The sequence below is a fragment of the Bacillus sp. M5A3_1b genome, assembly GCF_053345335.1.
Window position 1 is genome coordinate 394,128 of sequence record NZ_JBKEZY010000005.1, and the last position, 26,244, is coordinate 420,371.

The 26,244-nt window shown below is 33.8% G+C and carries 26 protein-coding genes and 3 pseudogenes; 23 read left to right on the forward strand and 6 right to left on the reverse strand.

Annotated features, from left to right (window positions below; all coding sequences use genetic code 11):
* The first annotated feature begins 88 nt into the window (after positions 1 to 88).
* The 4 genes from ACLBWW_RS16920 to ACLBWW_RS16935 all read left to right on the forward strand — a co-directional run bounded on the left by ACLBWW_RS16920 (position 89) and on the right by ACLBWW_RS16935 (position 2,632).
* Positions 89 to 274, forward strand: a complete 186-nt coding sequence (locus ACLBWW_RS16920) for a twin-arginine translocase TatA/TatE family subunit (protein ID WP_000492443.1) — start codon at positions 89 to 91, stop codon at positions 272 to 274.
* A gap of 42 nt (positions 275 to 316) precedes the next feature.
* Positions 317 to 1,057, forward strand: a complete 741-nt coding sequence (tatC, locus tag ACLBWW_RS16925; RefSeq protein ID WP_048541204.1) for a twin-arginine translocase subunit TatC — start codon at positions 317 to 319, stop codon at positions 1,055 to 1,057.
* 328 nt (positions 1,058 to 1,385) lie between these two features.
* Entirely contained in the window at positions 1,386 to 1,637 is a 252-nt protein-coding gene (locus ACLBWW_RS16930; RefSeq protein ID WP_000629012.1) for a DUF2535 family protein, read from the forward strand.
* A gap of 152 nt (positions 1,638 to 1,789) precedes the next feature.
* A complete protein-coding gene (locus ACLBWW_RS16935; protein ID WP_033657798.1) occupies positions 1,790 to 2,632 on the forward strand; it encodes a DegV family protein in 843 nt (280 codons plus the stop codon).
* Positions 2,633 to 2,832: 200 nt separating this feature from the next.
* On the opposite strand, the gene ACLBWW_RS16940 is transcribed toward ACLBWW_RS16935, so the two are convergent.
* The gene (locus ACLBWW_RS16940; protein ID WP_000167208.1) at positions 2,833 to 3,807 is read right to left on the reverse strand and encodes an MBL fold metallo-hydrolase; all 975 of its coding nucleotides are present in this window, start codon (positions 3,805 to 3,807) and stop codon (positions 2,833 to 2,835) included.
* A gap of 335 nt (positions 3,808 to 4,142) precedes the next feature.
* Here ACLBWW_RS16940 and ACLBWW_RS16945 point away from each other — a divergent pair, with 335 nt between their 5' ends.
* Positions 4,143 to 4,730: an SCO family protein gene (locus ACLBWW_RS16945; protein WP_046959312.1), complete on the forward strand. Its 588-nt coding sequence runs from the start codon at positions 4,143 to 4,145 to the stop codon at positions 4,728 to 4,730.
* Positions 4,731 to 4,764: 34 nt separating this feature from the next.
* On the opposite strand, the gene ACLBWW_RS16950 is transcribed toward ACLBWW_RS16945, so the two are convergent.
* A complete protein-coding gene (locus ACLBWW_RS16950) occupies positions 4,765 to 5,229 on the reverse strand; it encodes an Hsp20/alpha crystallin family protein (RefSeq protein ID WP_001288088.1) in 465 nt (154 codons plus the stop codon).
* A 217-nt stretch (positions 5,230 to 5,446) separates the two neighbouring features.
* On the opposite strand from ACLBWW_RS16950, the gene asnB reads away from it, so the two are divergent.
* The 10 genes and pseudogenes from asnB to ACLBWW_RS17000 all read left to right on the forward strand — a co-directional run bounded on the left by asnB (position 5,447) and on the right by ACLBWW_RS17000 (position 13,226).
* Positions 5,447 to 7,348, forward strand: coding sequence for an asparagine synthase (glutamine-hydrolyzing) (asnB, locus tag ACLBWW_RS16955; protein WP_048541206.1), 1,902 nt, complete (start codon positions 5,447 to 5,449; stop codon positions 7,346 to 7,348).
* 93 nt (positions 7,349 to 7,441) lie between these two features.
* The gene (locus ACLBWW_RS16960; protein WP_048541207.1) at positions 7,442 to 7,801 is read left to right on the forward strand and encodes a GNAT family N-acetyltransferase; all 360 of its coding nucleotides are present in this window, start codon (positions 7,442 to 7,444) and stop codon (positions 7,799 to 7,801) included.
* A 48-nt stretch (positions 7,802 to 7,849) separates the two neighbouring features.
* Complete coding sequence (locus ACLBWW_RS16965; RefSeq protein WP_048541209.1) at positions 7,850 to 8,179, forward strand: hypothetical protein; 330 nt, start codon at positions 7,850 to 7,852, stop codon at positions 8,177 to 8,179.
* 91 nt (positions 8,180 to 8,270) lie between these two features.
* Positions 8,271 to 8,672, forward strand: a pseudogene (locus ACLBWW_RS16970) (phosphatase PAP2 family protein); the annotation flags it as partial.
* 144 nt (positions 8,673 to 8,816) lie between these two features.
* Entirely contained in the window at positions 8,817 to 9,782 is a 966-nt protein-coding gene (locus ACLBWW_RS16975) for an ABC transporter substrate-binding protein (RefSeq protein WP_048541210.1), read from the forward strand.
* A 131-nt stretch (positions 9,783 to 9,913) separates the two neighbouring features.
* Entirely contained in the window at positions 9,914 to 10,789 is an 876-nt protein-coding gene (gene dat / locus ACLBWW_RS16980) for a D-amino-acid transaminase (protein ID WP_048541211.1), read from the forward strand.
* A gap of 98 nt (positions 10,790 to 10,887) precedes the next feature.
* On the forward strand, positions 10,888 to 11,535 hold the full coding sequence (locus ACLBWW_RS16985; RefSeq protein WP_046955687.1) for a nitroreductase family protein: 648 nt from the start codon (positions 10,888 to 10,890) through the stop codon (positions 11,533 to 11,535).
* Positions 11,536 to 11,794: 259 nt separating this feature from the next.
* Complete coding sequence (locus tag ACLBWW_RS16990; protein WP_048541213.1) at positions 11,795 to 12,283, forward strand: hypothetical protein; 489 nt, start codon at positions 11,795 to 11,797, stop codon at positions 12,281 to 12,283.
* A gap of 85 nt (positions 12,284 to 12,368) precedes the next feature.
* Positions 12,369 to 12,563 (forward strand): annotated as a pseudogene (locus ACLBWW_RS16995) (hypothetical protein).
* A gap of 114 nt (positions 12,564 to 12,677) precedes the next feature.
* Positions 12,678 to 13,226 (forward strand): cysteine hydrolase family protein, encoded by a 549-nt coding sequence (locus ACLBWW_RS17000; RefSeq protein ID WP_048541253.1) that lies wholly within the window; start codon positions 12,678 to 12,680, stop codon positions 13,224 to 13,226.
* A gap of 36 nt (positions 13,227 to 13,262) precedes the next feature.
* Here the strand turns inward: ACLBWW_RS17000 and ACLBWW_RS17005 are convergent.
* A pseudogene (locus tag ACLBWW_RS17005) lies at positions 13,263 to 13,711 on the reverse strand (NUDIX hydrolase).
* A gap of 254 nt (positions 13,712 to 13,965) precedes the next feature.
* On the opposite strand from ACLBWW_RS17005, the gene ACLBWW_RS17010 reads away from it, so the two are divergent.
* The 5 genes from ACLBWW_RS17010 to adhP all read left to right on the forward strand — a co-directional run bounded on the left by ACLBWW_RS17010 (position 13,966) and on the right by adhP (position 19,271).
* On the forward strand, positions 13,966 to 14,859 hold the full coding sequence (locus ACLBWW_RS17010; RefSeq protein ID WP_098048468.1) for a mechanosensitive ion channel family protein: 894 nt from the start codon (positions 13,966 to 13,968) through the stop codon (positions 14,857 to 14,859).
* Between the two features lie 178 nt (positions 14,860 to 15,037).
* Positions 15,038 to 16,135, forward strand: a complete 1,098-nt coding sequence (locus ACLBWW_RS17015) for a sensor histidine kinase (protein WP_170956988.1) — start codon at positions 15,038 to 15,040, stop codon at positions 16,133 to 16,135.
* Between the two features lie 14 nt (positions 16,136 to 16,149).
* Positions 16,150 to 16,797: a two-component system response regulator CasR gene (gene casR / locus ACLBWW_RS17020; protein WP_262721023.1), complete on the forward strand. Its 648-nt coding sequence runs from the start codon at positions 16,150 to 16,152 to the stop codon at positions 16,795 to 16,797.
* Positions 16,798 to 16,990: 193 nt separating this feature from the next.
* Entirely contained in the window at positions 16,991 to 17,845 is an 855-nt protein-coding gene (locus tag ACLBWW_RS17025; RefSeq protein WP_001119633.1) for a MurR/RpiR family transcriptional regulator, read from the forward strand.
* Between the two features lie 394 nt (positions 17,846 to 18,239).
* Entirely contained in the window at positions 18,240 to 19,271 is a 1,032-nt protein-coding gene (gene adhP / locus ACLBWW_RS17030) for an alcohol dehydrogenase AdhP (RefSeq protein ID WP_098048466.1), read from the forward strand.
* A 150-nt stretch (positions 19,272 to 19,421) separates the two neighbouring features.
* Here the strand turns inward: adhP and ACLBWW_RS17035 are convergent, their stop codons facing one another.
* The 3 genes from ACLBWW_RS17035 to ACLBWW_RS17045 form a co-directional block, all read right to left on the reverse strand.
* Complete coding sequence (locus ACLBWW_RS17035; RefSeq protein WP_048541223.1) at positions 19,422 to 20,441, reverse strand: ABC transporter permease; 1,020 nt, start codon at positions 20,439 to 20,441, stop codon at positions 19,422 to 19,424.
* A complete protein-coding gene (locus tag ACLBWW_RS17040) occupies positions 20,438 to 21,340 on the reverse strand; it encodes an ABC transporter permease subunit (protein ID WP_048541224.1) in 903 nt (300 codons plus the stop codon). Before ACLBWW_RS17040 ends, ACLBWW_RS17035 begins: the two co-directional genes overlap by 4 nt.
* Before the next feature lie 396 nt (positions 21,341 to 21,736).
* Positions 21,737 to 22,318, reverse strand: a complete 582-nt coding sequence (locus tag ACLBWW_RS17045; RefSeq protein WP_048541225.1) for a DJ-1/PfpI family protein — start codon at positions 22,316 to 22,318, stop codon at positions 21,737 to 21,739.
* A gap of 142 nt (positions 22,319 to 22,460) precedes the next feature.
* On the opposite strand from ACLBWW_RS17045, the gene ACLBWW_RS17050 reads away from it, so the two are divergent.
* From ACLBWW_RS17050 to ACLBWW_RS17060, 3 genes are all read left to right on the forward strand, one after another.
* The gene (locus ACLBWW_RS17050; RefSeq protein WP_000372087.1) at positions 22,461 to 22,898 is read left to right on the forward strand and encodes an Lrp/AsnC family transcriptional regulator; all 438 of its coding nucleotides are present in this window, start codon (positions 22,461 to 22,463) and stop codon (positions 22,896 to 22,898) included.
* A 442-nt stretch (positions 22,899 to 23,340) separates the two neighbouring features.
* Complete coding sequence (gene gntK / locus ACLBWW_RS17055; RefSeq protein WP_048541227.1) at positions 23,341 to 24,879, forward strand: gluconokinase; 1,539 nt, start codon at positions 23,341 to 23,343, stop codon at positions 24,877 to 24,879.
* Positions 24,880 to 24,893: 14 nt separating this feature from the next.
* Entirely contained in the window at positions 24,894 to 26,243 is a 1,350-nt protein-coding gene (locus ACLBWW_RS17060; protein ID WP_048541230.1) for a GntP family permease, read from the forward strand.
* Position 26,244 lies beyond the last annotated feature (1 nt).

Below are 26,244 nucleotides of genomic sequence, written 5' to 3' on the forward strand. Positions count from 1 at the left end.
TGGATTTGTTGACGTTTTCAAACTTTTTTGACAAAATAAAATTATGCAATAGTAGGACAAGGAATCTACTAATAAAGGGGATGGAGAAATGTTTTCAAATATTGGCTTTCCAGGATTAATTTTAATTTTAGTAGCTGTACTCATTTTGTTTGGGCCGAAAAAATTGCCGGAAATCGGAAAGGCTTTAGGGGAAACGTTAAAAGAATTCAAAAAATCAACGAAAGAATTGACTGATGATGCATTTCAAGAGAAGGAAAAGAAAGAAAAAATGTAATGAATTTTCCTCGAAATGGATAAATAAAGTGTGGTGAACGAGATGGAAGATCGGGAAATGAGCGTAGTAGAACATATTGTTGAGCTTCGCAAACGAGTAATATATACAGTACTATCCTTTGTCCTATTTTTAATTATCGGATTTACTTTTACGAAGGATATTTATTTTTGGCTAGTAAAAGATTTACCAATGAAATTAACTGTTCTCGGTCCAAGTGATGTATTATGGATTTTTTTCTCGATTGCTACAGTATTTGCTATCGTTTGTACAATTCCTTTTGCTGCTATACAAATTTGGTTATTTGTAAAACCGGGTTTACATCCAAATGAACAAAAAATGACAGTAATGTATATACCGGTATTGTCTATATTATTTGTTGCAGGTTTATGTTTTGGATATTTCGTTGTAATGCCGTTTTTATTTCATTTTTTAACTACGATAGGTAATGAAATGTTTAATACGATGTTTACGACAGAAAAGTATTTTCATTTTGTTCTTAATTTAACAGTTCCATTTGCTGTAATTTTTGAATTACCTGTAGTTGTCATGTTTTTAACGAGTATTGGACTGTTAACGGCGGAATTGCTAATAAAAATAAGAAGGTATGCTTATGTAGCATTGATTATCATTGCATCGTGTATATCACCGCCGGATTTTTTATCACATAGTTTAGTAGCGGTACCGCTTATTTGTATTTATGAAATTAGTATCGCTTTATCAAAGATTGTCAGTAAGCGAAAAAAGAAAAGAGAAGAAATACAGTCGAAAAGTGCCTCGTTATAAAGGCACTTTTTTTATTTATTTGTTATACTTTAGACATAAACGTATACAATATATAGAAGAAAAAAATTATAGAATCTCCAAAATTTAGACAAACTTTGCGCTTTGCTAAGTTTATACTAAAATTATTAAGCAATATACGGATAACGGGATTCCTGTCTGATCGGATATTTAGGATGGAGGATGAATAGAGTATAAATCTTCTAACCAAAAGGACTACAGGGATTGACTAAGGATACTTTTGTATTCATAGAAGTCTCCACTTTAAACAACGTGTTACAGCGTAAAGTAGAGGAAGTTCAAAAATCCAATGAAAAAGAGGATTGATATTGTGATTACGAAAAGTTTTTATTTCACTCATTCAACAGGGGATTGTATTAAAATATTCGAAATCCCTGTCCTACAGGCACAGCATCCATTATCGTTTCTAATTCAGTCTCGTCTTCAATTATTTATTGCAAAAATTCAAAAACAAAAGCACCCAAGATTTTCGTATTCTTTCCGTGAATATTTGCAAAATTGTTTGAAGTGGAATGATTATTTAAATGTATATAAAACAAATACCCTTGAAAAAAATGCATGATACAAAGTATGGACAGGGTTAGTAAACTCTGTCTTTTTCATTTTAGGTATAAAAATATAATTAATTTGGTGAAATTTGTTCGAAATTGTTGAAAGCACAGGGAATGCTAGTATAATAACAAGGAGAGCGTATTGGAAAGGGAAGAATATAATATGCAAAAAATTAAAATTGTAACAGATTCAACTGCAGATTTAACGCAGGATGTAATCGAAAAGTATGGCATTCATGTGCTACCATTATCAATCTCTGTAAATGGACAAACATATTTAGATCGCGTTGATTTACAACCTGATGAATTTATTGAAGAAATGATCAAATCAGAGGAATTACCAAAAACATCACAACCGGCAATGGGTACATTTGTAGAAATGTATGACAAGTTAGGTGAAGATGGAAGTGAAGTACTTTCCATTCATATGACAAGTGGAATGAGTGGTACTGTGGCAACTGCCAATAGTGCTGCATCAATGACCGACACAAAAGTAACAGTTGTTGATTCTCAATTTATTACACATGCTTTAGCATATCAAGTAATAGAAGCTGCAAAAATGGCAAATGAAGGACGCTCACTAGAAGAAATTTTAAAACGTGTAGATGAAGTGAGAAAGAATACTCGTTTATATGTAGTAGTAGATACATTAGAAAATTTAGTGAAGGGTGGGCGTATCGGTAAAGGAAAAGCGTTTATCGGTTCGCTACTTAATATAAAGCCAATTGCTAGCCTTGAAGATGGTGTTTATAACCCTGTAACGAAAGTGCGTAGCCAAGGTCAAATTGTAAAAACGTTAGCTAAGTTATTTGAGGAAGATACAGCTGGAAAAGTTGTAAAAGCTGTTGCAATTCCGCATGCTAAAGCAATTCCTTTAGCTGAAAATGTAAAAGCGGCTGTTGAAAAAGTGAGTGGATTTGCTCAATCAGAAATTTTCTTTACAACGCCTATTATTAGTACTCATACAGGTCCGGGTGCAATTGGATTTATGTATTTAGCAGAGTAATAAAAAAGCTACTTGAAATGAATTTTCAAGTAGCTTTTTTTATGTGAATAGAAAGTAAGAAATAAGAAGGGTTATACAGGCACTCCCGCTAATTATATAGCGAGTCTGTAAATATTCATTCATAGAAAACACCCACTGATTAAAGTTTTACTTTATGATTTTCTATAGTATATGTTGGATATAGAAAATAAGTAGTTACGTTATACGTGTAATGTTTCAATTTTTTCATTTACTTGCTTACCGTTTGTTGCGTTATTATAAGTAAAGGTTTGGCCTAAAAAGAGTACATGCAGTTGTTCCCACGGTAACATACGTAAATTCCAATTATTTCGAAGCCTTGTTACTGCCTCGCGGGGTGTTTCATCGGCGAGGGCAAAAGCTCCGTAATGCATCGGTATAAAGTGTGTAGCGTTTAAATCTAAATAAGCTTGCACTGCCTCTTCAGGTGAAACATGAGATGCTTTCATAAACCACTCTGGTTCATAAGCGCCAATGGGCATAAGGGCAATATCAATTGAAAAGCGTCTGCCAATTTCTTTGAAACCTTGGAAATAGCCACTGTCACCACAAAAATAAACGGTTTCTTTCGTTGGTTCATTATTAATAATCCATCCACCCCAATGTGATGTATTCATATCAAATAAGGATCTTCTCGTCCAGTGCTGAGCAGGTACGAAGTGAAAGGAAACATCATTAATGATCGTATTTTCCCACCAATTATACTCTTCTACACGAGTAAATTTTTTGCGAGTAAATAGTTTTTTCAGTCCAATAGGTACAAGGTATAAAACATCATCATTTAGCTGGCGAAGCGATGAAAAATCTAAATGATCATAATGACCGTGTGAAATGAGGACAATATCAATTTTAGGTAGTTCTTGTATAGAAAGACCAGGTTCAGTAAGTCTTGGAACTAATTTTAATTTAGTAGCCCATACTGGATCTGTTAATATATTCAGCCCATTCGTTTGGATAAGGAATGTGGAATGACCAATCCAAGTTACAGACGTCTTTTCAAAGTTGTTTTGTAGGAATTTACTTTGTTTAACAGGTGATTGTTCTACTAAAAAAGAAAAATCCTTTTTATTTTGTTTTCGTTCTTTTCGCCAACGTATAAAGGAACGAATTGATTTTTTTGTACTCACATTATCCATGTTTTCATAACGTTTTGTCATGAACATCACCTCATTTAAAATCGTTGTAATTGTATTGTACCGAAATGTTGTTAAGGAATACAGTGTATAACATGGATGAATGTTTAAGGAATTGTAAAAAAATAGGGGGATGCGTTTACAAAAGTAACAATAAAATTAGTTTTGCAACTTCTATTTAGAGAAATAATAGTAAAAAAATAAATTTTGTCTAGTAATTGGCTTGAAATAAAGAAGTAACATACGTAAATTCGTACGATTTCGTGAACAAATGTAGTAAACAATTTTCTCGTAGTGTTAACTTTTGTTATGATAAACATAACCTATTTAAATTTAGGATAGAGAAAAGAGGTTTATAAATGAAGCGTTATCAAAAAATAATTGGTCTTATGGTTGTATTTTGTCTCTTTGTACTTGCTGGATGTAGTGGATCGGGTTCAAAGCTTCGTAAACCATTGAATTGGGATTTAGAAACTTTCCAATTTACAAATCAAGATGGAAAGTCATTTGGTACAAAAGATTTAAAAGGGAAAGTTTGGGTTGCTGATTTTATGTTCACAAATTGCCAAACAGTTTGTCCGCCAATGACTGCCAATATGGCAAAACTGCAAAAGATGGCCAAAGAAGAGAAATTAGACGTTCAGTTTGTTTCGTTTAGTGTAGATCCAGACCTTGATAAGCCGGAGAATTTGAAGGCTTTCATTCAAAAGTTTACAGAGGATACTAGTAACTGGAATTTATTAACGGGTTATTCATTAGAAGATATTACAAAGTTTTCCAAAGATAATTTCCAATCACTTGTAGATAAACCTGAGGATGGTCAAGTTATACATGGTACATCATTTTATTTAATTGATCAAAACGGAAAAGTAATGAAAAAGTATAGTGGTATTAGTAATACGCCGTACGAAGACATTATACGTGATATGAAGAGATTAGTGGATTAAAAAGAAGGGTGCACAGCACCCTTCTTTTTTTACATTAGTCTATGGATAAAATGTCATGTTGTTGTGGAAGTTTTGGTGCCCGAATTTCTAACACGCCGTTTTGATACGAAGCTTTCGCTGCTTTTTTATTAATTGAGTACGGTAATTTAATCAATCTTGATGCTTCTGAAATGGAACGTTCTCGGCGATAATAGTTATGAGACGTTTCTTCCTCGACCTCTTCAAGTATCTCTTCTTTTACAGAGACTTTTAAGTATTCACTTTGTATTTCAATTTGAATTTGTTCTTTTTGTATACCTGGTAGTTCAGCTGTAACAACGAGTTCTTCACCAACTTCATATAAATCTACGGGGAATGTTAATAAACGATTTCCTTTTTGGAAAAAATGATTTAAATCAGCGATTACATTGCGAAGTGGTGTTTGCTCGAAGAAATCATCAATTTGTTTTAAATAATTGCGAACCGGTGGGCGAGAAGAGTCTTTTTTTTCTTCACTCATGGTATTCCCTCCTAGAAATCAATTTGCAATATCATATGACAAAAGCGGAGAAAGGTGATTGCCTAGTTTTCATGTTTTCATAAAAAATTGTTAAAAATGTGAAATGGAGTGATTTTTTTATAGTTTTTGGTCGCCATATTCAATTGATTATGCTAGTATAAATAGGGTTGATATAGTAGTATATAGACAGAATGAAAACTGAAAGAGGGTAAGAAGTATGTGTGGTTTTGTAGGATGTTTATGTGAAAACCCTAGAGAGTTTTCAGAAACAGAAAAACATCAATTTGAAAATATGAACACGATGATTTTCCACCGCGGTCCAGATGACGAAGGATATTTTCGTGATGAACATGTACAATTTGGCTTCCGCCGTTTAAGCATCATTGACTTAGAGGCAGGACATCAGCCGCTAACTTATGAAAATGATCGATATGTAATTATTTTTAATGGTGAAATTTACAACTATGTAGAATTACGTGAAATGTTACTTGAAAAAGGTGCAACGTTTGCAACACAATCTGATACAGAAGTTATCATTGCATTGTATGCACATATGAAAGAAAAATGTGTAGACTATCTTCGTGGTATGTTTGCATTTATGATTTGGGATCGTGAAGAGAAGAAACTTTTCGGTGCACGTGACCACTTCGGTATTAAACCTTTATACGTCGCACAACAAGGTGATACTACATTCTTTGCATCTGAGAAGAAAAGTATTATGCATGTGATGGAAGATAAAGGCGTTAATCCAACGTCGCTACAACATTACTTTACGTACCAATATGGTCCAGAGCCAGAAACATTAACAATTGATGTTAATAAAATCGAGCCTGGTCATTATTTCGTAAAAGAAATCGGTAAAGAGATGGAAATCTATCGCTACTGGAAACCTTATTTCAATGCTTCAAGCGCAACGAAAGAGGAGCATATCCAAGCAATTCGTGATGTGTTGTATGATTCAGTAAAAGTGCATATGCGCAGTGATGTACCAGTAGGTTCATTCTTATCTGGTGGTATCGATTCATCTATTATCGCTTCTATCGCAAGAGAAATGAATCCAAATCTTTTAACATTCTCAATTGGTTTTGAACAACGTGGTTTCAGTGAAGTTGATGTTGCAAAAGAAACTGCTGAGAAATTAGGCGTTAAAAACCATAACGTATTCATTTCAGCGAAAGAGTTTATGGATGAGTTCCCAAAAATCATTTGGCATATGGATGATCCTTTAGCAGATCCAGCAGCTGTACCATTGTACTTCGTTGCAAAAGAAGCACGTAAGCATGTAACAGTTGTTCTTTCAGGTGAAGGTGCAGACGAGCTATTTGGTGGTTATAACATTTATCGTGAGCCAAACTCACTAAAAATGTTCTCTTACATTCCTAGCCCAGGTAAGAGCGTTCTAAAAGCATTAAGTGGTGCTCTTAAAGAAGGATTTAAAGGAAAGAGCTTCCTAGAACGTGGATGTACGCCAATTGAAGAGCGTTACTATGGAAACGCGAAAATCTTCCGTGAAGAAGAGAAAGTTGAATTAATGAAGTATTACAATGAAAGTGTTAACTATATGGATATCACGAAACCATTGTATAACGAGATTAAAGATTATGATGATGTAAGCAAAATGCAGTACATTGACATGTTCACATGGTTACGCGGTGACATTTTATTAAAAGCTGATAAAATGACAATGGCAAACTCATTAGAACTTCGTGTACCGTTCTTAGATAAAGAAGTATTTGATGTTGCATCTAAAATTCCAACTGAATTTAAGATTGCTAACGGAACTACGAAAGCTATTTTACGTGAAGCGGCACGCGGAATCGTTCCAGATCACGTATTAGATCGTAAAAAACTTGGATTCCCAGTACCAATTCGTCACTGGTTAAAAGACGAAATGCATGATTGGGCTATCAATATTATAAACGAGAGTAAAACAGAGCATTTAATCGACAAACAGTATGTATTAAACTTACTGGAAGCACATTGTGCAGATAAAGGCGATTATAGCCGTAAAATTTGGACTGTACTTGCGTTTATGGTATGGCATCAAATTTATGTTGAGCATAAATACGATACGAATAAGTTCCACGAAGAAACGAAACGTGCGTATAGCTTAGTTTAATTAGAAAAACCTTAAGATCGCATATGGTCTTAAGGTTTTTTTCATAAATAGGACGTATTATTGATACAATAATAGTAAAAGGATGGACAACATATGATTACGTTTGAAAAAGTAACTGTAGATAATGAAAGCGTTGTTAAAGAAATGTTTCGCTCACATAGTTTAACTGAGAATCAAGTACAGTATTGTGTGAAAGTTGATGATACATATATTGGTGTAATAGACTATAGTGTACAAGAGGAGAGTGCAATTTTATCGCAGTTAATTATTCACTTTGATTATCAAAGTTACGGTTATGGGACAAATACGTATTTTACATTTGAAACGATGATGAAAGAAAGAAACGTGAAAGAGATAAAGGTATTACAAACGGAATTAACAGAACAAGCAAAAACTTTCATAGAGAGCTTTGGTTTTAATGAAGAAGATGGAATATATGTGAAGAAAATATAACGATGAGTAGTTGTGCGAGATAAATATAAGGCAGGTGGATATATGACGATGACTTCTGGTCTTGTATTAATTGGAGGGTGTTTTATAGTAGCAGAGCTAATCCATATGTTCATTCGAAAAAGAATGAATAAGAAAAGAAAGCCGTATGAATTACAATATGCCCCTGTGTTTTTCCTTTTATTTTGTATGCTTATTACATTACAAAACATAACGAACTTTCCACCGCTATTAAATATTTTTTTAAAGTTCGGTTTGCTGTATAGTAGCACTGGAATAGCCCTTTTATTTCTTTTATTTTGCATACGTTATATTCACTATCAATCGTATATATTTATTTTAAATTGGTTAAAGCGCAATAATAGAAACCGCCTTACATAAGGCGGTTTTTTTATTTGTAATTGTAATGGTTTTGAAAGTTATATGTATGCTGATTTATTTAATAGTAGTTCTATATATCAAAAAACAACGAGGTGCAATTTTAATTAGTGTCATAGTTGTTTATTTATATACGAAAGTAACAGGGGAATTAAGTGATAGGAAATTTATATTGTTACAACGAATTGTATTGGCAGTTTCACTTACTATGTATTTTATGACTGACCAAATAGATAATTTAAAATTACTTGGAGTTTTGACAGGTTCTACGATTGGTATCATGTTAGAGAATCATTTTATTAAAATAAGCGAAAGTAATAATTTAAAAATACAAGTAGTAAAAACAGTTTTAGGCCTTAGTTTCATGTTAATGATACAGCTCATACTAAAAAAAGTAATACCTGATATGTATTATGTACGTTATGCATTGACTGGAATTACAATTACTTTCTTATGTCCGTTTATGTTTCACATGTTACGGTTAAAAAGTGAATAGCAAATAAGTACAAAAATATTTTGAATAAAAATGAGGTCGAAATTATATGTATTGAAAAAGTTTTCTGATATATCTATTGACAATGCATGAGATATACATTAATCTTTAAATGTTAATGAAAATCATTTTCAACTAGGAGGATTTATGACACGCACTAAAAATATTTTTATACTTTGCATTATGTTATTAATGGTCATAATTGCAGGTTGCGGTAAAGAAGAAGAGAAGAAAGATAAAGATACATCAGTAAAGGCAAAAGATTCATATAGTATAAAGCATGCAATGGGCGAAACGACAGTAAATGGTACACCAAAAAGAGTTGTTGTTTTAACGAATGAGGGTGCTGAGGCACTTTTAACTGTTGGAGTAACGCCAGTTGGAACGACAAAACCACGAGCTGGGGATGAATGGTATCCTCATTTAGCGGATGAGTTAAAAGATACGAAAGTAGTAGGAACTGAGCGTGACATTAATTTAGAGGCAGTAATGAAGCTTCAGCCGGATTTAATTATTGGAAATAAAATGCGTCACGAAAAAATATACGAGCAGTTAAAAGAAATCGCGCCAACAGTATATGCTGAAACATTGCGCGGTGATTGGAAAGAAAACTTTACGCTTTATACAAAAGCTGTAAATAAAGAAAAAGAAGGGCAAAATGCTCTTAATGATTATAAAAAGCGTATTGCAGGAATAAAAGAACAATTAGGTGATAAAATTAACTCTAAAGTTTCAATTATTCGCTTCGTCCCAGGTGATGTTCGTATTTATCAAAAAAATTCATTCTCAGGCGTTGTATTAAATGATATTGGATTTAAACGACCACCACTACAAGATAAAGATGAATTTGCGATAAAAGGAATTACAAAAGAACAAATTCCAAATATGGACGGGGACTACTTATTCTATTTCACATCTGATAAAGATGCGGATAAGAATAATGAAGGAAACACGTTAGCGAAAGAATGGACAGAAGATCCGCTCTTTAAGCAGTTACAGGCTTCTAAAGATAATAAAGTATTCGAAGTAGATGAAGTGATTTGGAATACAGCAGGTGGTATTGTAGCTGCAAACCTTATGTTAGATGATATTGAAAAATATTTTTTAAAGTAAATGAATGGTCGAGTACATCACCTTAAATGGGTGATGTACTTTTTTATTTGTGAAAATACAGAAAATTCCTTCTTTTGAGCGTGGATAAGTTGTACAATTAAACCAATTATGGAATAAAGGAGTGGGAATGAATGAAAGCTACTCATAAAGATTGGATTTTGTTTAACGGAAGAATTGTAAATACGAAGGAAGAACAGCCGATGATTCCATTAGAGGAGAGAGGCTTTCAATTTGGTGATGGTATATACGAGGTATTCAGACTATATGATGGGAAGCCACATTTATTAGATCTACATTTGGAACGATTCTTTAATTCTATGGAAGAAATAAAACTAATTCCATCTTTTACTAAGGAGGAGTTAGTGGAAGAGTTGCATGAAATGATTGAAAAAAATCAATTTCAAGAAGATGGGAATGTATATTTGCAAATATCAAGAGGTGCTCAAGCACGTAATCATGTATATGAGTCAAATATGCAGCCAACATATTTTGCAAATATTGTTTCGTTTCCAAGACCAATTGCTGCTATGGAACTGGGAATAAAAGTTACGGTAGAAGAGGATATACGGTGGAAGTTTTGTCATATAAAATCTTTAAATCTGCTACCTAATATTATGATTAAAAATAAAATAAACGAACAAGGCTATCAAGAAGCGATATTAGTACGAGATGGAATTGTAACTGAAGGGTGTCATTCAAATTTCTTTATGGTGAAGAATAATAAATTGATTACACATCCGGCTGACAACTTCATTCTACATGGCATTACACGTCACTTCGTTATTACATTAGCGAAAGAGTTACATATTGAAGTAGAAGAACGAGAATTTTCACTACAAGAAGTATATGAGGCTGATGAGTGCTTCTTTACAGCGACACCACTTGAAATATTCCCAGTCGTTCAAATAGGTGATGAACAGTTTAGAACCGGCGAAAGAGGACCAATTACAAAGAAACTCCAAGTTGCATATGAAGAAAGTATTCGTTTGTTTAAAGTTACGAACTAATATTGAAGAAAAAAGCTGGTATTCCTCCAGCTTTTTTTCATGATATAATTCAAACATAGGACAAGATTTGAAAACGTTGTAAAAAGGGGATTTAATGTATGAATTATGAAGATTTTAAAGAAGTAATTCACGGTAGACGAAGTGTTAGGAAGTTCACAGAACAAGAAGTATCCATTAGTGACATAAAAGAAATTATTGATTGTGCTCGTTATGCACCGAGTGATACGAACTCACAAACTTGGGAGTTCTTGGTCATTATGAACCGAGAGAAAATTAAAGAAATTGAGCAAATGACTTGGGATGCATTACATAAACTTGCGGCAAAAGCGGCAGAAAACGGAGAAGAGAAAGCAGGGAAACTACTTACCCGTTCATTTGGACCATATGCAACAGCTTTCTCAGAGGCACCTGTATTAATCGTGTGTTTGGCAACACCATATGAATCAAAATTTCGCGAAAAGATATTTGATCCAATTGCTTTTGTTCCAGATTCAGTTTGGGAAGAAGAAGGAATTAAGAGTAGCTGTTTAGCGGCACAAAACTTAATGTTGGCTGCACATGCGAAAGGGCTGGGTACTTGTCCAATGACAGGACCGGTATTGTTAGCTCAAGATGAACTACGACAATATTTACAAATTGAGTCTGAAAAACAAATAAATATGGTTATTTCACTCGGTTTTCCGAAAGATAAGCCGAAGAAACTTCCAAGAAAAGAAGTAGATGAGATTACAACATTTGTTTTTTAAAGCTTAAAATAAAAAGACATTGAATGAACAATGTCTTTTTATTTTGGACAGGTATGTAATTAATTTGTTGGGCTAAAATGATAGATAAGAGGGAATTACTATTTATTTCATAAAAAAAATTAATGTTCTATTAAGGAAAGTATGATACATTAATCGTGGGCAAGATTTTATTTGTTCATGAAAGTGTTGAAAATAGTTTTAAAATTTAAAAGTTATTTTTGTATAATAAATTATAATGAAATGACAGGGGGGATGAATTTTGAAAAAATTCATAATCACTGGATTGTCTGTATTGTTATTAGCCGGTTGCGGTGCTCCACAAGAAAAAGAGGATGCGCAATCAAAGCAGGAAGAACGAGTTGTAAATGCAAGTAATGAGAATATAGTAGTATTCCCTGAAGGTGCAGTACCAGTTGGTGAAGGAAAAGTAAAAGTTATTACACCAGATGGTACTTCTGAAAACGGCAATATACCAACTGTATTCATCAAAAAGGATACTTTAATTCAACATGTTGAATTAGAGCTTTCTAATTTTCAAAATGATAAAGAAACATTTATATTTGTAGATCAAGTATATGCAGATAAACATCAAGTCACTAGTACAACACAGACAACAGTACAATTAAAAGAAAAGACACTTGAGACAGGTAGTCATACGATTACTGCAGTTCAGTATGAAAACAATGATCCAAAAGGAAAGGTTATTAGTTTAAATCAAGCAACATTCGAAACAAAACCAGCGTCATAAGAAGAATAAAAAGTACATTACTCAAAAAGTAGTGTGCTTTTTTGTTTATACTAGAGGATGTAACAGTGAATAACTTGTTTCTACTATGATAGAGAAAGAGGCTGGAGATGTGAATCTGTGTATTCGTATCGTCTTGATTATTTTAACGATGTTAGTCACTTGGTTTATGGTCCAAGAGGTGACTCAAATTACCCTCAATTAACAAATTCATGATTTGTTAATAGGAGCTATTTGTTTTACCATTGTTTATCTATCATATGATAAACTCAGGTTAAGGTAAGTTTTACATGAAAAATGTAGGTATTTCATTTGAAATGTCGAATAGTACATACGATGTCGTAATAACAAATTTTCTATTGTTTACTGTGAAACAGGAGAAGGGGAGATAGTGGTTATGAAACGAGCTCTTATTAATATTGATTATACATATGATTTTGTAGCTGAAAAAGGTGCTTTAACATGCGGGAAACCAGGACAAGAAATTGAGAAGGAAATTGTCCATATAACGAAAGAATATATTGAAAATGGAGATTATGTTGTCTTTGCGATCGATAAACACGATGAAAATGATGTATATCATCCAGAATCAAAGTTATTCCCGCCTCATAATATAGCTGGTACAAATGGAAGAGATTTGTTTGGTGAATTACAAGATGTGTATGAAACATATAAAAATGCAGAGAATGTATATTATATGGACAAAACACGATATAGTGCATTTGCAGGAACAAACTTAGAGATGAAGTTAAGAGAAAGAGGAATAGAAGAAGTTCATCTTGTAGGTGTTTGTACTGATATTTGTGTTCTTCACACAGCAGTAGACGCTTATAATAAAGGATTTAAAATTGTTGTTTTTGAAAAGGCGGTTGCATCTTTTAATGAGCAAGGACATGAATTTGCCCTTGGACATTTTAAGTCATGCTTACATGCAGAAGTGAAGTGAAAAAAAGAGGCCTTTAAAAAAGGTCTCTTTTTTCGTTTAAATGGATACGAGGTTTCGCTCGATTAGTTTTTTTATGAACGGACTAATTTTTTCTGGTAACCCATTTAAGTCAAAAAATTGTACATGTAATGATTCTAATCCATCAGCTTTTAACGTACCACCTGTAATATCTTTGCAAAGATATGCGATTATTATAGGGTAAAATTCATCTCCGTTCGGTAATTTTACAAAAATTCTTTTCCGGAAAATACGCTTATTAACTGTAAAGAGCCTATTTCAATCCCTGTTTCTTCAAGCACTTCCCGTTTTCCGGCTTCTTCCGTTGATTCGCCAAGTTCAACGAATCCACCAGGGACAGCCCAAATACCACTTCGTCTCTGTTGTAGTAATATTTGTCCTTTTTCATTGAGGACAGCTACAGCAACGCCAGATAAATTGAGTGGTCTTGATCCAATAACTTCTCTTAGTTCTTCGATATAGCCCATTGTTAGTTAACCCCCCGCGAGTCAAAATATTTACAAATGAACTATTCGGTATTGTGTTAATATTTTCCTTTTTCGAGATATGTAGCGCAGTCATAAAATAAAGTCGGTTATAAAAAAATTCTAATGTAATCTCCCTTTAGATAATGAAAAAGGGTATATTTATAGAAGAAAGTGTAACAAGTTTTAAGGAAATCAAAAGGTATGACAATAAATTAGTTTTTCATGAAATTTTCATTAGTTAAGGGTGTGGATGGATGAGTTTATTAACGTATACTGAAGAATTTTTTAATTATGTACGTGAGTTTTTACTTTTAAGATTTTTACTATTTGCATTAGTTTTAATCATTATCTCTTTTGTAATCAACCGTATTATTGATTGGTTTTTTAGGAAATCAAGCTTTTTTGATGAAGAGGTAGAGCAAACGATTCAAAGTGTGATTCGATCTATTTTTAGATATATCATTATCATCAGTCTAATCATATATTTAATTAGCCAATTTGTAGATATAAAAAGTATCATTGCAGGTGCAGGGATAGCGGGAGTTGTTATTGGTTTTGCTGCACAACAGATGTTAAAAGATGTTATATTAGGCTTTGCGAGATTAGCGGACAAAGAGTTTCGTGTTGGCGATTTTGTTACTTTTAACGGAACAAATTCAGGAACAATTGAGGAAATTAGTATTCGTTTTATGCAAATTCGTGAATGGTCAGGAAAACTTCTTACGATACCACACGGAGAGATTAGGACGATACAAAATTTTAATAAAGGATGGATGCGCGTAATTGAACGGATTACGGTAAGTTATCAGGAAGATCCTACAAGAGTTAAGGAATTGTTAGAAAAAGTTTGTGTTAATTGTAATGAAAGATTGGCTTCGAGTCTTTATAAAGTAGAGGATGAAGCTGTTGAGCCGTTTAAATATGTTGGTGTCACAGATTTAAACCCGAACCTTAAATATGTTGGATATGAATTTTGTATTACAGGTTTAATAAAGCCAGAAGATTATTTTGAAACTTCTAGACAAGTAAGGTTTGAATTAATGTCTATGTTCCATAAGAATCAAGTGCAAATGCCAGCAGCAAATATGGTCGTTACTACTGAAAGTTTACAGCATAACCATGGTGGACAATCTTTATCGGACAGCTAAAATAGAATAGTTTGTTAACAAAAATCTAGCTTCCAACATTGAATAGAAAAACAATAATAAAATGATTAATTTAAAGAAAGAACTGAAGGAATTCAGTTCTTTCTTATTTGTAGAATTTAGAAATTTCTTAATGTTATAATGGTAGATGGTGATGAAAATGAACTTTGAAGAAAAAGAGATGCATCGTTTAGAAGCATTAAAAGCAATTGCAGAATTATTAAATGAAGCAACAGACTTACAAGTCATGTTAGAAAAAGTGTTACATACATTGTTACAAGTTATGAATTTACAAACAGGGTGGATATTCTTTATCGATGAAAGTGGAAAGCACCGTATGCTTGTAGATGAAAACTTACCACCGGCTCTTACATGGAAAGAGAAGAAGCCGATGTGTGAAGGGGACTGCTGGTGTGTAGAGCGTTTTGTGAATGGCAGATTGGAAAAAGCGACAAATATTATTGAATGTAAGCGAATAGAGGATGCGATTGAGTGTAATTGGGGAGAGACAGAAGATGTTACGCATCATGCGACGATTCCACTTAGGTCTGGATCGGAGAAGTTTGGTCTATTAAATGTAGCCTCACCTCAAAAAAAACACTTTTCAGAGGAAGAATTGGCATTATTAGAATCGATTGCATTTCAAATAGGAACGACAATACAACGTATTCAATTAGTAGAGAAAGAACGTAAATACGTAGTGGTAGCTGAAAGAAATCGACTTGCACGTGATTTACATGATTCAGTAAAACAATTGTTATTTTCTATTATGCTAACAGCAAAAGGTACTTTAAATATGACGCAAGATAGAGACTTGCAAGAGATGTTGAGCTATATTGGAGAATTATCACAGGAAGCATTACAAGAAATGACACTTTTAATTTGGCAATTAAGACCGGAAGGATTAGAGAAAGGTTTAGCAGAAGCAATTAAAAATTACGGAAAGTTGTTAGGGATCCACGTGGAAGTTCGAATTGATGGTATGGTTTCAATTGAAGATGAAATAGAAGAAGTTTTATGGCGTATTAGTCAAGAAGCAATACATAATTGTAAAAAACATGCTTCATGTGAAAAGGTAAATGTTCTTTTAAAAATAGAAAATAACCAGTTGTATTTTTACATAGAGGATAACGGAATAGGATTTATACAAGATCACGTAAGAGAGTCAGCGCTCGGTTTAAAAAGTATGAAGGAACGTATTCAGTTAATGAGGGGATCATTTCAAATAAAAACTGAGCTGAAAAAGGGTACAAAAATTGAAATTCAATTGCCGGTTTAAAGGGGAGAAGAAGATTGAAGATTAAATTACTACTAGTTGAGGATCATCATATCGTTCGAAGAGGACTTGTATTCTTTTTAAAAACGAGAGAAGAATTTGAAATAGTTGGGGAAGCAGAAAATGGTGAAGAGGCATTAACATTCATTCAAAAGGAAAGACCAGATGTAGTATTAATGGATCTATCAATGCCGAAGATGGATGGTATAGAAGCAACAAAACGGATAAAGCAATATGATAAAACAATAAAGATACTTATATTAAGCAGTTTTTCAGAGCAAGATTATGTTTTACCAGCACTGGAAGCTGGAGCAGATGGTTATCAATTAAAAGAAGTACAACCAGAGCAACTTGTTGCTTCTATCATTGCAGTACATGAAGGAAATGCGAATTTTCATCCGAAAGTAACACCAGCACTATTCGGACGATCAGCAGTCAAGAAAGAAAAAGAGAACCCTTTTTCCATGTTAACGAAAAGAGAGCAAGAAGTACTTCGTGAAATTGCGAAAGGGCGAAGTAATAAAGAAATTGCAGCAGAGCTTCATATTACAGAACAGACTGTGAAAACACACGTTTCAAATGTTTTAGCTAAATTGGAAGTAGATGATCGTACGCAAGCTGCATTATATGCGGTGAAACACGGGGGAAATAATAAGTATGAATAAATATGTACCATGTTACGACAGAATACATAGGAGTATTTTAAAATGTATTCCGCTATTTGCGGGCTTATAATTAGTGGTAGATGTACAATACTCTCACTGATTAAAGTTTCAATTTATAGTAGTGCTAAATAAAGGTTTTTCTTCTTTCTATAATTAGGTACAATAAAACTACGATGGAAGGGGAAGATATGCTATGCCAGGTACAAGAAGTGGGATTGGAAAAATTCAAGCTTCGTTAAACGGTTTATCACCGAAATTGCGAAGTATTGCCGAACATATATTGAAACATCCACAAGATGTTGTACATAAATCTATTACAGAATTAGCTGAAGTTACGAATAGTTCTGAAGCTACGATATTCCGCTTATGTAAGCACCTCGGTTTTCAAGGGTTTCAAGATTTAAAGATTACATTAGCTCGTGAAATTGTACATACTCCTATGCAAAATATTCATGAAGAAGTATCGGCAGAAGATAGTATGGTAACTGTTGCTAAAAAAGTTTTTCATTCGCATATTACAGGACTGCAAGATACATTGCATTTGTTAAATGATACAGCGCTAGAGCAAGCTGTAAAGGTATTGCAAGATGCAAGTCGTATTGAGTTTTATGGAAATGGTGGTTCTGGTATTATTGCGATGGATGCATATCATAAATTTATGAGAACGGGTATTTCTTGTATTGCTCATACAGATTCACATTTTCAAATTATGGGTGCGGGTTTACTCACTAAAGAAGCAGTGGTAATTGCAATTTCACATTCTGGTAGCAATAAAGGGTTACTAGAAGCGTTAGAAGTAGCAAAAGCAAGGGGAGCTCACATTATTGCAATTACGAGCTATCAGAAATCAGCATTAAGTCAACTTGCTGATATTACTTTGTATACCTCAACACGTGAGACAGAATTCCGTACAGAAGCAAGTTCATCAAGATTAGCACAGTTAAGTTTGTTAGATACTTTGTACGTTGGGTTATCGTTACAACGCCAAGAAGAAACGTTGCAAAATTTGCAAAGTATACGTGAAACAATTTCGATGAAACGAATATAAAAAGTCCTTCAGTTGAAGGGCTTTTTATATTGTTTAATAGTCTGATGATACATACTCTATGTGTACTCGTTATAATCTAATCTATTGCGAAAATTATAATTTCCTGTGTTAAAAAAACTTTATTAATTGAGCCTTATACTCCGCATATTGAACTCTAATAAACTTATATATGGGTGAAATTTCAGTTTTCCTTCAAATATAGTAAGAAAACATTTGGTTAATAATTCAAATATTGTTCAATATTTAACAATAAGCTTTTAAAATTACATGTTATGATGAACGTGTAATGATGATTGAACATTTAAATTTGGTGCAATAATTGGCCGAAACAGTGCAAGTAGAAGTTGTGAGATGAACTCATTAAAATTCTAAAACACTAAAGGGGAGATCACATATGAAAGCAGTAGTAGTTAATAAAAATAGTAAAGCAAACATTGAAGTTATTGAAAAGGAATTACGTCCGTTACACTCAGGTGAAGCGCTAGTAGATGTAGAGTATTGTGGGGTTTGTCATACTGATTTACACGTTGCAAATCATGATTTTGGAAACACAGATGGCCGTATTCTTGGTCATGAGGGTGTAGGGATTGTTACGAAACTTGCTGATGATGTAACTTCACTAAAAATAGGTGATCGTGTAAGTATTGCATGGATGTTCCAATCTTGTGGACGTTGTGAATATTGCATAACTGGTAGAGAAACATTTTGCCGTGAAGTTAAGAATGCTGGTTATTCAGTAGATGGTGGTATGGCAGAACAATGTATTGTTACAGCTGATTATGCTGTGAAAGTACCAGAAGGATTAGATCCTGCTCAAGCATCATCAATCACATGTGCGGGCGTAACTACATATAAAGCAATAAAAGTATCAGACATTAAACCTGGTCAACCTATCGTCATCTATGGGTGTGGTGGATTAGGTAACCTAGCTATCCAATATGCTAAAAACGTATTTGGTGCAAAGGTAATTGCAGTAGATATTAATGACGATAAATTAGCATTAGCAAAAGAGGTTGGTGCGGATATGACTATCAATCCAATTTCTCAAGGTCCTGCTGATAAGATTGTTCAAGATGAGTTTGGTGGTGCTTATGCTGCTGTAGTAACAGCCGTTTCTAAAGTAGCGTTCAATTCAGCAGTTGATGCAGTACGTGCTTGTGGTAAAGTCGTTGCAGTAGGTTTACCAGTAGAAACTATGGATTTAAACATTCCGCGACTTGTACTAGATGGAATTGAAGTAGTTGGTTCTCTAGTCGGTACTCGTAAAGACTTAGAAGAGGCATTCATGTTCGGTGCAGAAGGAAAAGTAGTGCCGGTTGTTCAAACTTGTTCTCTAGATAAAGTACAAAATGTATTCGAAGAAATGGAACAAGGTAGAATTCAAGGGCGTATGGTAATCGATTTTAAACAGCATAATTGTGTGTGATTGCAAATAATTCATTTTAAATATAAAAAGCATGAGTCTAGCTAAAGACATGTAAAAAAGTTAGACGGCAGAAAGAAGATGATCCCTGCATTCAACAGGAATCATCTTCTTTGCATTCCACTACTATCAATGTCGACTAACGAGAAAGGATTAAAGGTTCACTTTATCTACAAACGAAAAAGAATCTTTACTTTTAACAAATTTTTTATGATTTGGAACGGTTTGAATTGCTACAACTTGCGAATCTCTTGCTTTCAGTGCATCTTGAATCCCGATTGTCATAAGCTTTATAAATAGAATCGTAATAAAGAATGAAACGAGAGTATACAAAATAATCCACCATGAAATATTCATTTCATAACGATTTAATCCAATAAGGCCTGCCCAATCATTAGATAGAGAAACAGGTTTGAGTACTCCGTCATAGAGTTCACGCATTTGTATCCCACCAATTACAATATCAAGCAACGCTAAATGGATAACGAGTATGAGAGTTTGAACGATATGTTCCATAAATAACACAAATAAGCGGTCAAGTAATAAGACTCGTAAGTGTTTTTTGATAATATGAAAACGGCTAGCCCCTAGCAATTGGGAACTTAAAATGTAATCTTGTTTCATAAATTCATCAACCTCTGAGGATATATATAAAGAAAGTGTAGGCAGAGCGACGAAAATAAGTACGAGTACTTGATAAAACGCAAATGAAATATTTGCATCTAATCCATCAGCATTTGATACGATTACAATATTAACGGGTGTGATGAGTATAAATGCGATAAATAAAGTAGGAATGTAATAAAAAACTTCTGAGCATGACTGGAAAAACCTCTTGAATTTTGGAGCATATAAACTTAAGAGGATTCCTATACATGTTCCGAATAAAATTCGAAAGAAGCTAATTGCCACAGCTAATAAGATAGTGAATTTTGCTCCTTCTATAATTTGTAAGAAAACAGACTCTCCAAAACGATCAGATCCAAAAGGAGGTATTAACGATGGTGGAAAGGGGGCCTTTCCAAGTAATTCGTTATTGTCATTGTAAAGTAACTGAGGAGGTTTTGGGATGTTATCTTTAAAGAACCAACTATAAATAAAACTAGCTGAAACAAGTATGAATAAATAAGTAAAGCCGATTAAAAAGCGTTTTGATTTCCAAATAGATTTCATAAAGCTACTCCTTTCAATTGTTTTTTCCATCTATTCATCATGAGAGAGATTATTTGAAAAATGGTATAAAACGGTAAAATAATCATGACAAGTATAATAAATGCAGCGGGAGGTGAAATAAACGCCTTCTTAAATAAAAATTGAATAATACCTTGCATATTAAAAACAAATTCTAAAATGAATAAGTTAGAAAGTAAGAAAACAAAAATCGTTTTTAAATGGTAGAAGAAGTGGATAGATATATTTTTGAATAAATGAATGCGTAGTATATAACTTGATGAAAGACCTTTTCCATATGCAACCTCTACGTAATGTTTTCCATGTTCTTCTTGGATGTATAACACCATCATCCGAAACATTTGTAATGTAGGTAAGACCGCTAAAGATAAAATAGGGAGTAAATAAGCGCGATTTTCATTAAAAGAAATAATGGTGAAAGGAGCTTCCCCAAATTTCTTAAGTACCCAAATGAAAAATATTTGCAAACAAATCATCATCATCATATCAGGGACAGCTTCTAATACGAACACAATTCGGTTTATCCATTTTTTTATATAATCTTTTGCTAAAAAATAAAAAAATGCCATGCTAGATGAGATAAAGAGCGCAAGCAAAAAGGCCACAAATAATACAATAAACGAATATAGGTAAGGTTCTAAAACAGTTGGAAATAATGGTGTTGTTTTTAAATGACCAAACTTTGGGTCTGATCCTATAACTAACAATGATTCAGGTGAGAAAACCTGTTTTAACATAGTAACGATCTGGTTAAAAAAATAAATTGGTTGAAAGGTGAATCCTTGTTGAGTGATAAATAAATAAGGTAAATTTAATAATAGTAACAGTGATAAAAGAATGGATGAAAGCTTAATTGTGAATTGAGATATTTTATGTAACATTAAATCCCTCCGACATCTTTTTACAACATTATACAATAAAGTCTAAAATATTGTTTTATTTTTCTGAAAAATAAAAATTCTATTTAATAAAGTGATAGTAGGATCCGCGCTCTAAGTTTATTAAGGTAATAGGATGAGTCAACCAAAAACAATTAATAGAGCAAAATGTACAGAATTCTTATTTGGAGAGGTAGCGGCTATGTTACGCGACTTCATCGCGATAAAGCTAAGCTTATGCAAAGTTAATTTTAGACGAGATGGTTTCTTCTTTTAGGCTACTTGTAGGAAATTAAAAAAACTCCTAGGGATCAATGAATTCCTAGGAGGGCACCTGTGGTTCAACAAAGAGATAATTCTAACAAGCTCTAGAATTATCTCTTTGTTGAAGTTTAATGTTTAAAACCCCATAAGATTCTTTACATGTTTAGCGTTCTGTTTAGATGTTAATTTTTCAAGTAATAAAAATGCAACATCAAAAGCTGTACCTGGATTTGAAGATGTAATAATATTTCCATCTTGAACAATTAAATCATTTTGTACTTTTGCACCGAAATTCTTTAACTGCTCTTTTCGTTTACTCGTTGGATGACTGTATGTGGTAGCTTTTTTATCTATAAGAATTCCACTTTTACCAAGCGCTAATGATGCAACACAAATACTTGCAATAGGCTTCTGTTTGGTATGAAAATGTTGAATAACATGTAAGAATTCTTTACTGTATGCATCCCGATAAAAGCCAGCTTCTTCAAACCCTCCTGGAATAGCTAGTGCATCAAACTCATTCAATTGAATATTATCAATCGTTTTTTCGGGTATGACAGTAAAATTCCAAGTACAGGTTAATTTATCCCGAAGACCAACTGTTATGACCTCGGTCGATCCATCACCTTCCCACTTATTCCAACCTAGTACGTCAGTAAATACACTAGCTTCTACTGCTTCAAATCCGTCAGCTAATAATAATAAAATCTTTTTCATATCGTAAATCGCCTCCTGATATCCTTATTTTATATAAATATAAAAAGCTGATGAATAAGTTAAATAAGGATTTTTGGTTGTTTGTCTTTATTATATAAAGGATTTAGGTTATTCTATTTTATAAAAAAAGGTTGGTTAGTTTATGGATCAAATTGATAAAAAAATCGTGGGGTTATTACAGTCAAATGCAAAAATTTCAATGAAGGATTTAGCTGAAGCAGTTCATTTATCTTCTCCGTCAGTAATTGAGCGAGTAAGGAAGTTAGAGGAGCAACAAATTATTGAAGGTTACCATGCACATGTTTCTCTAAAAAAAATTAATCGTCCAATTTCGGCACTTATATTGTTTAAATCAACGAATTGTAAATCATTATCTAACTTTTGCTATAATCATCCAGATGTAATTGAGTGTTACAGAGTAGCAGGGGAAATTAGCTATATTGTCAAATTAGCAACGTATTCTGTAGAAAGTTTAGAAAAGTTTATTGATGATTCGATGCAATATGGTACGCCATCAACAAATATCGTGTTATCTTCACATGAAAAAAAGATAATTGATCCCTTTATTAGTGAAGAATAAAAATACTGGCCTAATTAATTAACCATTGCTTACTTAATAAGCTTTTAAAAATAGCCCTTATTTTTCGGACTTGTATAAAAAATAAGGGGCACTAATTGTTTTTCTTAGCTTTATGGTTATGTAAAGTGCCCCTTAAAAATGAATATTGCTTCTCAACTCCTTTTTCATGCAAATGAGTAGAACGTAAGGAAGGACTATGTATGTATGTGTTGTTAATGATAGAAAAAGAGAGTGTGTAGCGTAACGTAACGAATATAACGCAACTTTACCGCGCGGAAAATCTAAATTTAGTATGTAAGTGAAATGGAATGAAGGGGATATATTTTTTGTTATGAAAAAAATTTTCTTTTTAAAACTTGATTAATGAAAAAATATTTTATATACTAATTCATGTAAACGGTTTACTAAATCGTATTTTGCTAGAAACGAAGGGAAGATTCGCATGGAAACAAGGGGGAGAGTAATCGGGATTGATATCGGTACCACAAGTACAAAAACGGTTGTGTTCACAGAAAAAGGAAAAGTCGTTGCATCACATGCAGTTGATTATCCAATTATTCAACCGAACGTCGGATGGGCTGAGCAAGATCCTGATGTAATATGTGCCGCTGTATATAAAACTGTAAGCGTTGCCATAAAGAAAGGTAACGTGTTACCAGAGGATATTTCTTCAATCGGTATTAGTACAGCAATGCACGCATTAATTGCAGTAGATAAAAACGGTGCACCATTAACGCGTTCTATCATTTGGGCAGATAATAGAAGTACGAAACAATCGGAAAAGTTATTACAACATATGAATGGGCATGACATTTATAGACGAACAGGCACACCAATTCATCCGATGTCGCCGCTTTCTAAATTATTGTGGATGAAAGAGGAAGAGCCAGAATTATATGCGAGCGCTTATAAATTTATTTCCATTAAAGAGTATGTTATTTATCAATTGTTTTCACGTTACGTAGTGGATTATTCAATAGCATCTGCTACTGGGTTATTTAATTTAGAAACATTAAACTGGGATGAAGATGTTTTAACGTTGTTACATATGTCACCAGAACAATTATCAAAACCTGTGCCAACTACATATATTTTATCGGGTATGAAACCTGAATTAGCACAAAAGATGGGCATTCGTGAAGATACGCCGGTTGTTATTGGTGCAAGTGATGGTGTTCTTGCGAATGTAGGCGTTGGGGCAATATCGCCTGGCTCAGCTGCAATTACAATTGGTACAAGTGGTGCGGTTCGAACAATTTCATCAAGTGTTAATACAGATGAAAAAGGAAGAACGTTTTGTTATGCATTAACAGACGAGCACTGGGTGATCGGCGGACCAACGAATAACGGCGGAATATTACTGAGATGGTTACGTGATGAATTTGGTAGCCCGGAACAAGAAGTTGCAAGGAAGCTTGGCATTGATCCGTATGATTTATTAATTAAGTATGCGGAAAGTGTACCAGCTGGAGCGGGTGGATTGCTATTTTTACCGTTTCTATCTGGAGAACGTGCACCTTACTGGAATGCAAATGCTCGTGGTACATTCTTTGGAATAAACCTTCAGCATAAACGAGAACATTTTATACGTGCAGTCATGGAAGGTGTTTGTATGAGCGTATATTCTGTTGCACTCGCAATCAGGGATTGTACAGGGCCACTTACTGAAATACGCGTTTCAGGAGGTTTTGCGAAATCTGCATTTTGGAGACAAATGTTATCCGATATGATGGGAAAAGAATTGCTTGTTCCTGAAAGTCATGAAGCATCTGCGCTTGGGGCAGCGGCAGTTGCTTTATATGCTGTAGGAAAAATTGATTCTCTTGAAGAGGTAAAGGATTGGATTGATATTGTTCATCATCATGTACCGAATAAAGAAAATACGGCTATATATTTAGAAATGTTTTATATGTATGAACGACTTTACAATCGCTTGAAAGAAGAATTTGATTGTATAGCTGCTTTCCAACGTAAACAATAGGGGGATTGGGAGAAATGGTAGTTGGAATCGTACTAGCGGCAGTTGTCATACTACTTTTACTTATTACAGTAGTAAAATGGCATCCGTTTGTCGCGTTAATTTTAACAGCAATTGGTGTAGGACTTGCAATGGGAATGCCATTGATTGGAACTTCCCCAAAAGATCCAGGGATTATCGATTCTATTAAACTAGGGCTTGGTAATACGTTAGGGTTTTTAGCGATAGTATTAGCATTAGGAACGATGCTTGGAAAAATGATGGCCGAATCTGGCGGTGCTGAACGAATTGCTAACACATTAATTAATCGTTTTGGGAAGAAACGTGTTCACTGGGCAATGATGTTCGTTGCATTTTTAGTAGGGATTCCAGTGTTTTTCCAAGTTGGATTTGTACTGTTAATTCCATTAGTATTTACAATTGCGTTAGAAACAGGGGTATCACTTATTACAATTGGTATACCACTAGTAGCAGGTTTATCTGTTGTACACGGACTCGTTCCGCCACATCCAGCAGCGATGGCAGCAGTAGGTATTTTTAAAGCAGATGTAGGGAAGACAATTTTATATGCTTTAATCGTCGGACTTCCAACTGCAATCATTTCAGGTCCGCTTTACGGGAAATGGATTGGTGCTCGTATACATAAAGAAGTACCATTAGATATAGCGGAGCAATTTATTGAGAGAGATAAGAAGAAGGAGCTTCCTAGTTTCGGAAATACATTGTTCACAATTTTACTTCCAGTATTTCTAATGCTAGGTGCATCAATTGCGGAAGTAGCACTAAACAAAACAAGTCAACTTGCACAAGTATTGCACTTTATTGGAGATCCAATCGTCGCGTTATTAATTGCAACGATATACTCTTTCTTTAGTCTTGGTTATGCAAAAGGTTTCTCAAAGGATAAAGTATTACAATTTACAAACGATTGCCTTGGGCCTATTGCGAACATACTGTTAGTTATTGGTGCAGGCGGCGCATTTAATAAAGTATTATTAGATTCTGGAATTGGAACGACAATCGCAGAAATGGCGAAAGAATCTCATATTTCACCGATATTATTAGGCTGGGGAATTGCGGCACTTATCCGAATCGCAACTGGATCGGCAACGGTTTCTATGATGACAGCAGCTGGAATTGTTGCGCCGATTGCAGCAAGTATACCAGGTGTAAATGTTGAACTACTAGCACTTGCAACAGGTGCAGGGTCATTAATTTTATCACATGTAAATGATTCTGGATTTTGGATGATTAAAGAATATTTCGGAATGACTGTGAAAGAAACATTATTAACATGGACTGCAATGGAGACAATATTATCTGTTGTAGCACTTGGACTCATTTCGTTATTAAATATATTTGTATAGA

Bases quoted from the DNA above. Each gene is read 5' to 3' on its own strand.
- ACLBWW_RS16945 (WP_046959312.1), top strand. From the start codon at position 4,143: ATGAAGCGTTATCAAAAAATAATTGGTCTTATGGTTGTATTTTGTCTC.
- ACLBWW_RS16985 (WP_046955687.1), top strand. From the start codon at position 10,888: ATGAATTATGAAGATTTTAAAGAAGTAATTCACGGTAGACGAAGTGTT.
- ACLBWW_RS17010 (WP_098048468.1), top strand. From the start codon at position 13,966: ATGAGTTTATTAACGTATACTGAAGAATTTTTTAATTATGTACGTGAG.
- adhP (WP_098048466.1), top strand. From the start codon at position 18,240: ATGAAAGCAGTAGTAGTTAATAAAAATAGTAAAGCAAACATTGAAGTT.
- ACLBWW_RS16935 (WP_033657798.1), top strand. From the start codon at position 1,790: ATGCAAAAAATTAAAATTGTAACAGATTCAACTGCAGATTTAACGCAG.
- tatC (WP_048541204.1), top strand. From the start codon at position 317: ATGGAAGATCGGGAAATGAGCGTAGTAGAACATATTGTTGAGCTTCGC.
- ACLBWW_RS17000 (WP_048541253.1), top strand. From the start codon at position 12,678: ATGAAACGAGCTCTTATTAATATTGATTATACATATGATTTTGTAGCT.
- ACLBWW_RS17015 (WP_170956988.1), top strand. From the start codon at position 15,038: ATGCATCGTTTAGAAGCATTAAAAGCAATTGCAGAATTATTAAATGAA.
- ACLBWW_RS16965 (WP_048541209.1), top strand. From the start codon at position 7,850: ATGACTTCTGGTCTTGTATTAATTGGAGGGTGTTTTATAGTAGCAGAG.
- ACLBWW_RS17045 (WP_048541225.1), bottom strand. From the start codon at position 22,318: ATGAAAAAGATTTTATTATTATTAGCTGACGGATTTGAAGCAGTAGAA.
- ACLBWW_RS16975 (WP_048541210.1), top strand. From the start codon at position 8,817: ATGACACGCACTAAAAATATTTTTATACTTTGCATTATGTTATTAATG.
- ACLBWW_RS16960 (WP_048541207.1), top strand. From the start codon at position 7,442: ATGATTACGTTTGAAAAAGTAACTGTAGATAATGAAAGCGTTGTTAAA.
- ACLBWW_RS16950 (WP_001288088.1), bottom strand. From the start codon at position 5,229: ATGAGTGAAGAAAAAAAAGACTCTTCTCGCCCACCGGTTCGCAATTAT.
- gntK (WP_048541227.1), top strand. From the start codon at position 23,341: ATGGAAACAAGGGGGAGAGTAATCGGGATTGATATCGGTACCACAAGT.
- ACLBWW_RS17035 (WP_048541223.1), bottom strand. From the start codon at position 20,441: ATGAAATCTATTTGGAAATCAAAACGCTTTTTAATCGGCTTTACTTAT.
- ACLBWW_RS16940 (WP_000167208.1), bottom strand. From the start codon at position 3,807: ATGACAAAACGTTATGAAAACATGGATAATGTGAGTACAAAAAAATCA.
- asnB (WP_048541206.1), top strand. From the start codon at position 5,447: ATGTGTGGTTTTGTAGGATGTTTATGTGAAAACCCTAGAGAGTTTTCA.
- ACLBWW_RS17040 (WP_048541224.1), bottom strand. From the start codon at position 21,340: ATGTTACATAAAATATCTCAATTCACAATTAAGCTTTCATCCATTCTT.
- ACLBWW_RS17025 (WP_001119633.1), top strand. From the start codon at position 16,991: ATGCCAGGTACAAGAAGTGGGATTGGAAAAATTCAAGCTTCGTTAAAC.
- ACLBWW_RS17060 (WP_048541230.1), top strand. From the start codon at position 24,894: ATGGTAGTTGGAATCGTACTAGCGGCAGTTGTCATACTACTTTTACTT.
- dat (WP_048541211.1), top strand. From the start codon at position 9,914: ATGAAAGCTACTCATAAAGATTGGATTTTGTTTAACGGAAGAATTGTA.
- ACLBWW_RS16920 (WP_000492443.1), top strand. From the start codon at position 89: ATGTTTTCAAATATTGGCTTTCCAGGATTAATTTTAATTTTAGTAGCT.
- ACLBWW_RS17050 (WP_000372087.1), top strand. From the start codon at position 22,461: ATGGATCAAATTGATAAAAAAATCGTGGGGTTATTACAGTCAAATGCA.